The organism is Inquilinus sp., from assembly GCF_057815775.1.
The window spans coordinates 1-4,406 of sequence record NZ_JBYRFX010000126.1 but is presented as its reverse complement, the minus strand read 5'-3'; the positions used below and the strand labels follow the sequence as shown (position 1 = coordinate 4,406).

Here is a 4,406-nt window from a genome sequence, read left to right as displayed (position 1 = left end):
TCGTATTGGCGGATCATGCCGCGCCCCGCCACCGATCCATGGACGACACTCCCGGGCGGGCGGAATGCCCCCGTCCGGCTAAGGTGAACCACAATCCCCTGCGTTGTGGATCAAATTCGACCGGCGCCTGCGTCGCAGGCGTCCGGTCCGATCCGTCATGCCGCATCCGACGATCTCCCGACAGGCGGTCTGACACCATGCCGGGCCGTTCCGCTTTATCAGATGTCGTCTTCGGCGGAGCCGATTTCCAGGTCGCCGCGGCCGTCCTCGTCGGTTTCGTCGGCGTCATCGGCCTCGTCGTCCGCGACCTCGATGCCGAAGGTCGACTCCTCGTCGGAGCCCACGCCCGCCGCCGGCTGCTGCGGGGCGACACCAGCCTGGAGCCACTCCTCCTCACCGGCCATCAGCTCGATGATCTCCTCATCGGCCTCGTCGATCTCCGCCAGCTTCTGGTGGCCCTTGACCAGGGCCTCGCTCAAGCTCTCCAGCGGCACCGTCTCGTCGGCGATCTCGCGCAACGCCACGACCGGGTTCTTGTCGTCGTCGCGATCGAGGGTCAGGGCGGCGCCGGAGGTGATGTCACGGGCCCGCTGGGCCGCCATCAGCACCAGATCGAACCGGTTCGGGATCTTGAGGACGCAATCCTCGACGGTGACGCGTGCCATGGGCTAGCCGCTCCTAACGCCAAAAAACTGTCACGACGATAGAATCGTGACACGATGGATGCAACGCAATGGCTACATCTTTGTTATACCGAGGGGCGGACGACGTAGCGCAGATGCGGCGGATGTGCAAGCTTTGTCGCAAACCGTTGACCCCGCCTTGCAAACTCGGTAGCGAACGCAAATCTGTCCGTCAGTCCCCTGCCCCGAAGGAATGAACATGATATTCTATAAGGAAGAACGTCTCGCCATATTCATCGATGGCGCCAACCTCTATGGCGCCGCCCGGTCCCTGGGCTTCGACATTGATTATCGCCGGCTGCTCGACCTCTTCGCCAAGAAGGGTCGCCTGATTCGCGCCTTCTACTACACCACGTTGATCGAGGATCAGGAATATTCCCCTATCCGCCCGCTGATCGACTGGCTGGACTACAACGGCTACAGCATGGTCACCAAGCCGCTGCGGGAATACACCGACAGCCAGGGCCGGCGCCGCGTGAAGGGCAATGTCGACATCGACCTGGCGATCGACGCGCTGGAGATGGCGGACCGCGCCGACCACATCCTGCTGTTCTCGGGCGATGGCGACTTCAAGCGCCTGGTCGAGGCGATCCAGCGCAAGGGCGTGCGCGTCACCGTGGTCTCGACCATCAAGTCGAGCCCGCCGATGGTGTCGGACGAGCTGCGCCGTCAGGCCGACAATTTCGTCGAGCTGATGGAGCTGGCACCGCACATCCAGCGCATGAACGCCCCGAACCGCACCGTGGCGGCGCCGACCCCGGATGCCGAGGACGGCGCCGAGGACGATGTGACGCCGCAGACCGGGACCTACGCCCGCACGGCCTGATCGGACAGGCCGGCCCAGGGTACGGGCTGGCTTCACGACCCGGATGATCGGCCGCTCGGCAGGGGGCGGCCGATCAACCCCGGTGGTGTCAGCCAACCCCGGTGGCGTCAGCCCCGATCGCGCATGACCCGCGCCTTTTCGCGCTGCCAGTCGCGCTGCTTGATCGTCTCGCGCTTGTCATGCGCCTTCTTGCCGCGCGCCAGCCCGAGATCGACCTTCGCCATTCCTCGATCATTGAAATAGATCGACAGCGGGATCAGCGTCATGCCGTCCCGCTTGACCTTGCTCAGCAGCTTGTCGCGCTCGCGCTTGTGCACCAGCAGCTTGCGCGGCCGTTTCAGCTCGTGGTTGAAGCGGCTCGCCGGCCCATATTCCGGGATATGGGCGTTGAACAGGTAGATCTCGCCCTCCATTTCGCCGGCATAGGCGTCCTGCAGGTTGCCGCGCCCGTCGCGCAGCGCCTTCACCTCGGTGCCGACCAGCATGATGCCGGCCTCGACATTCTCGTCGATGAAGTAGTCGTGCCGCGCGCGCCGGTTCTGGGCGACGATGCGGCCCGGGGTCCGCGGCTGGGCCATATCCTCTAGATGTCCTTGTTTAGTTGGTCAGGCCGGCAAAGGCCATCGCCGAACGCACTTCGGCGCGGGTCGCCTCGCCCGGCGGCACCAGCGGCAGCCGGACGCGGTCATCCGCGAGGCCAAGCAGCTTGGCGCCGTACTTCACCGGGCCCGGGCTGGTCTCCAGGAACAGCGCGCGGTGCAGCGGCATCAGCCGGTCGCGCGCCGCTTCCATGCGCTTCAGGTCGCCCTCGGCCCAGGCGTTGTGCATCTCGGCGCACAGCCGCGGCGCGATGTTGGCGGTGACCGAGATGCAGCCATGGCCGCCCTGCGCCAGGAACGCCGTGGCAGTGGCATCCTCGCCCGAAAGCTGGCAGAACTCCGGTCCGATCCGCAGCCGGGTGGCGAGCGGGCGGACCAGGTCGGCGGTCGCATCCTTGACCCCGACGATGCCCGGCAGTTCGGCCAGGCGGGCCATGGTGTCGATCGACATGTCGACCACGCTGCGGCCGGGAATGTTGTAGATCACGATCGGCAGGTCGACCGCGTCATGAATGGCCTTGAAATGCTGGTAAAGACCTTCCTGCGTCGGCTTGTTGTAGTAAGGCGTGACGACCAGCGCGGCATCGGCGCCGGCCTTCTTCGCATGCCGGGTCAGGGAGATCGCTTCCTCGGTCGAGTTCGAGCCGGTGCCGGCGATGACCGGGACGCGGCCGCGGGCGACCTCGATGCACAGCTCGATCACCCGCTCGTGCTCCGGGTGGCTCAGCGTCGGGGACTCCCCGGTGGTGCCGCACGGCACGACGCCCTGGGTGCCCTCGCCGATCTGCCATTCGACGAATTTCTGGAACGCTTTCTCATCCACCCCATGGTCGGTGAAGGGCGTAATCAGGGCGACAATCGATCCCTTGAACATGGGGGCTACCACTGGCGTTGGGGTGGGAAACGCTCGTTCATAGCGGCTGCAGTGCGGGGCGGCAAGCAGAGGGCGCTGATAGCCCTCGCTATGCTGGCCCTCATCGTGGCGTCGCCGGCCTTCGCCCAGCCCTCCAGCCCGGCCGAGATCAAGGCGGCGCAGGCCCTGTTCTCCGCCGTCGACCGCAATGGCTGGGACGTGGTGCAGACCATCGAGGGCCAGATGGGCACCACCCTGGTCGGTCGTCTCGCGACCTGGGCCGACCTGTCGCGGTCCGACAGCGCCGCCGGCTTCGAGGACCTGGCAGCCTTCATCGTCCGCAACCCGGACTGGCCCAATGTCCAGGCCCTGCGCCGGCGGGCCGAGCGGGCGATGCCGGACGGGCTGCCGCCCGACGCCGTCATGGCCTGGTTCGACGCCTTCGCGCCGCTGACGCCCGAAGGCACCCTGCATTTCGGCACGGCGCTGAAGACGGTCGACCCGATCCGCGCCCGGATCTGGGTGCGCGACACCTGGCGTACGCTGTCGCTGAGCGCGGAACAGGAAACTCAGTTCCTGAACCGCTTCGGCGCGCTGCTGGAGCCGGACGACCACTGGGCGCGGGCGGACACGCTGATCTGGGCCGAGCGGACGGACGAAGCCCGCCGCATGCTGCCCCGCCTCTCCGGCGACCGGCGGCTGCTGGCCGATGCAAGGCTGAAGCTGATGGCGCGCACGCCGGATGCCTCCGCCGCGGTCCGCGCCCTGTCGCCGAAGCGGCTGCAGGATGAGGGCATCCTGTACGAGCGCGCCCGCTGGCGCCGCCGCAACGACGACGAGGCCGGCGCGATCGAGATGCTGGGCAGCGAGCCGGGCACCACCGCCCATGCCCAGGACTGGTGGCTGGAGCGGCACATCATCGCCCGCCGCCTGTTCGACGAGCAGTCCTATGCCCAGGCCTACAAGCTGGTCACGGCACGCGAGCAGAGCGACCCGGTCGCCCGGGCCGAGAAGGATTTCCTCGCCGGCTGGCTGGCCCTGCGCTTCCTCGACAAGCCGGACGACGCCGTCGGCCATTTCGAGAAGCTGTATGCCGATGTCAGCATGCCGATCAGCTTGGCCCGCGGCGCCTATTGGGCCGGCCGGGCCCATGCCGCCGCCGGGGACAAGCAGAAGGCCGGGGATTGGTACCGGCTGGCGGCGAAGCAGCCGCTGACCTTCTACGGCCAGCTCGCCGCCGACCAGCTCGGCCAGCCCAGCATCGCCGCGCTGCCGATGGCGTCGGCGCCGAATTCGCAGGCGATGGCGACCTTTGAGAGCAACGACCTGGTCCGCGCCGCCCGGTTGCTCGACGCCGTCGGCCAGCGCGACCGCGCCGATCGGTTCCTGCGCAAACTGATGATCGACGCCGACACGCCGGAGAAGAACCGGCTGCTGGCCACGCT

5 protein-coding genes are annotated in these 4,406 nt (G+C 67.5%); 2 read left to right on the top strand and 3 right to left on the bottom strand.

The window, feature by feature from the left end; all coding sequences use genetic code 11:
* Window positions 1-218: 218 nt before the first annotated feature.
* Window positions 219-665: a DNA-directed RNA polymerase subunit omega gene (gene rpoZ, locus AC3XYG_RS04700; protein WP_489138654.1), complete on the bottom strand. Its 447-nt coding sequence runs from the start codon at window positions 663-665 to the stop codon at window positions 219-221.
* A gap of 217 nt (window positions 666-882) precedes the next feature.
* On the opposite strand from rpoZ, the gene AC3XYG_RS04695 reads away from it, so the two are divergent.
* Complete coding sequence (locus AC3XYG_RS04695) at window positions 883-1,509, top strand: LabA-like NYN domain-containing protein (protein WP_489138653.1); 627 nt, start codon at window positions 883-885, stop codon at window positions 1,507-1,509.
* A gap of 107 nt (window positions 1,510-1,616) precedes the next feature.
* Here AC3XYG_RS04695 and smpB read toward each other — a convergent pair whose 3' ends face one another.
* Both smpB and dapA read right to left on the bottom strand, forming a co-directional pair.
* On the bottom strand, window positions 1,617-2,087 hold the full coding sequence (gene smpB / locus AC3XYG_RS04690; RefSeq protein ID WP_489138652.1) for an SsrA-binding protein SmpB: 471 nt from the start codon (window positions 2,085-2,087) through the stop codon (window positions 1,617-1,619).
* A 19-nt stretch (window positions 2,088-2,106) separates the two neighbouring features.
* On the bottom strand, window positions 2,107-2,982 hold the full coding sequence (gene dapA / locus AC3XYG_RS04685) for a 4-hydroxy-tetrahydrodipicolinate synthase (protein ID WP_489138651.1): 876 nt from the start codon (window positions 2,980-2,982) through the stop codon (window positions 2,107-2,109).
* A 90-nt stretch (window positions 2,983-3,072) separates the two neighbouring features.
* Here dapA and AC3XYG_RS04680 point away from each other — a divergent pair.
* Window positions 3,073-4,406, top strand: a 1,334-nt coding sequence (locus AC3XYG_RS04680; RefSeq protein WP_489138650.1) for a lytic transglycosylase domain-containing protein, incomplete at its 3' end; no start/stop codon positions are given.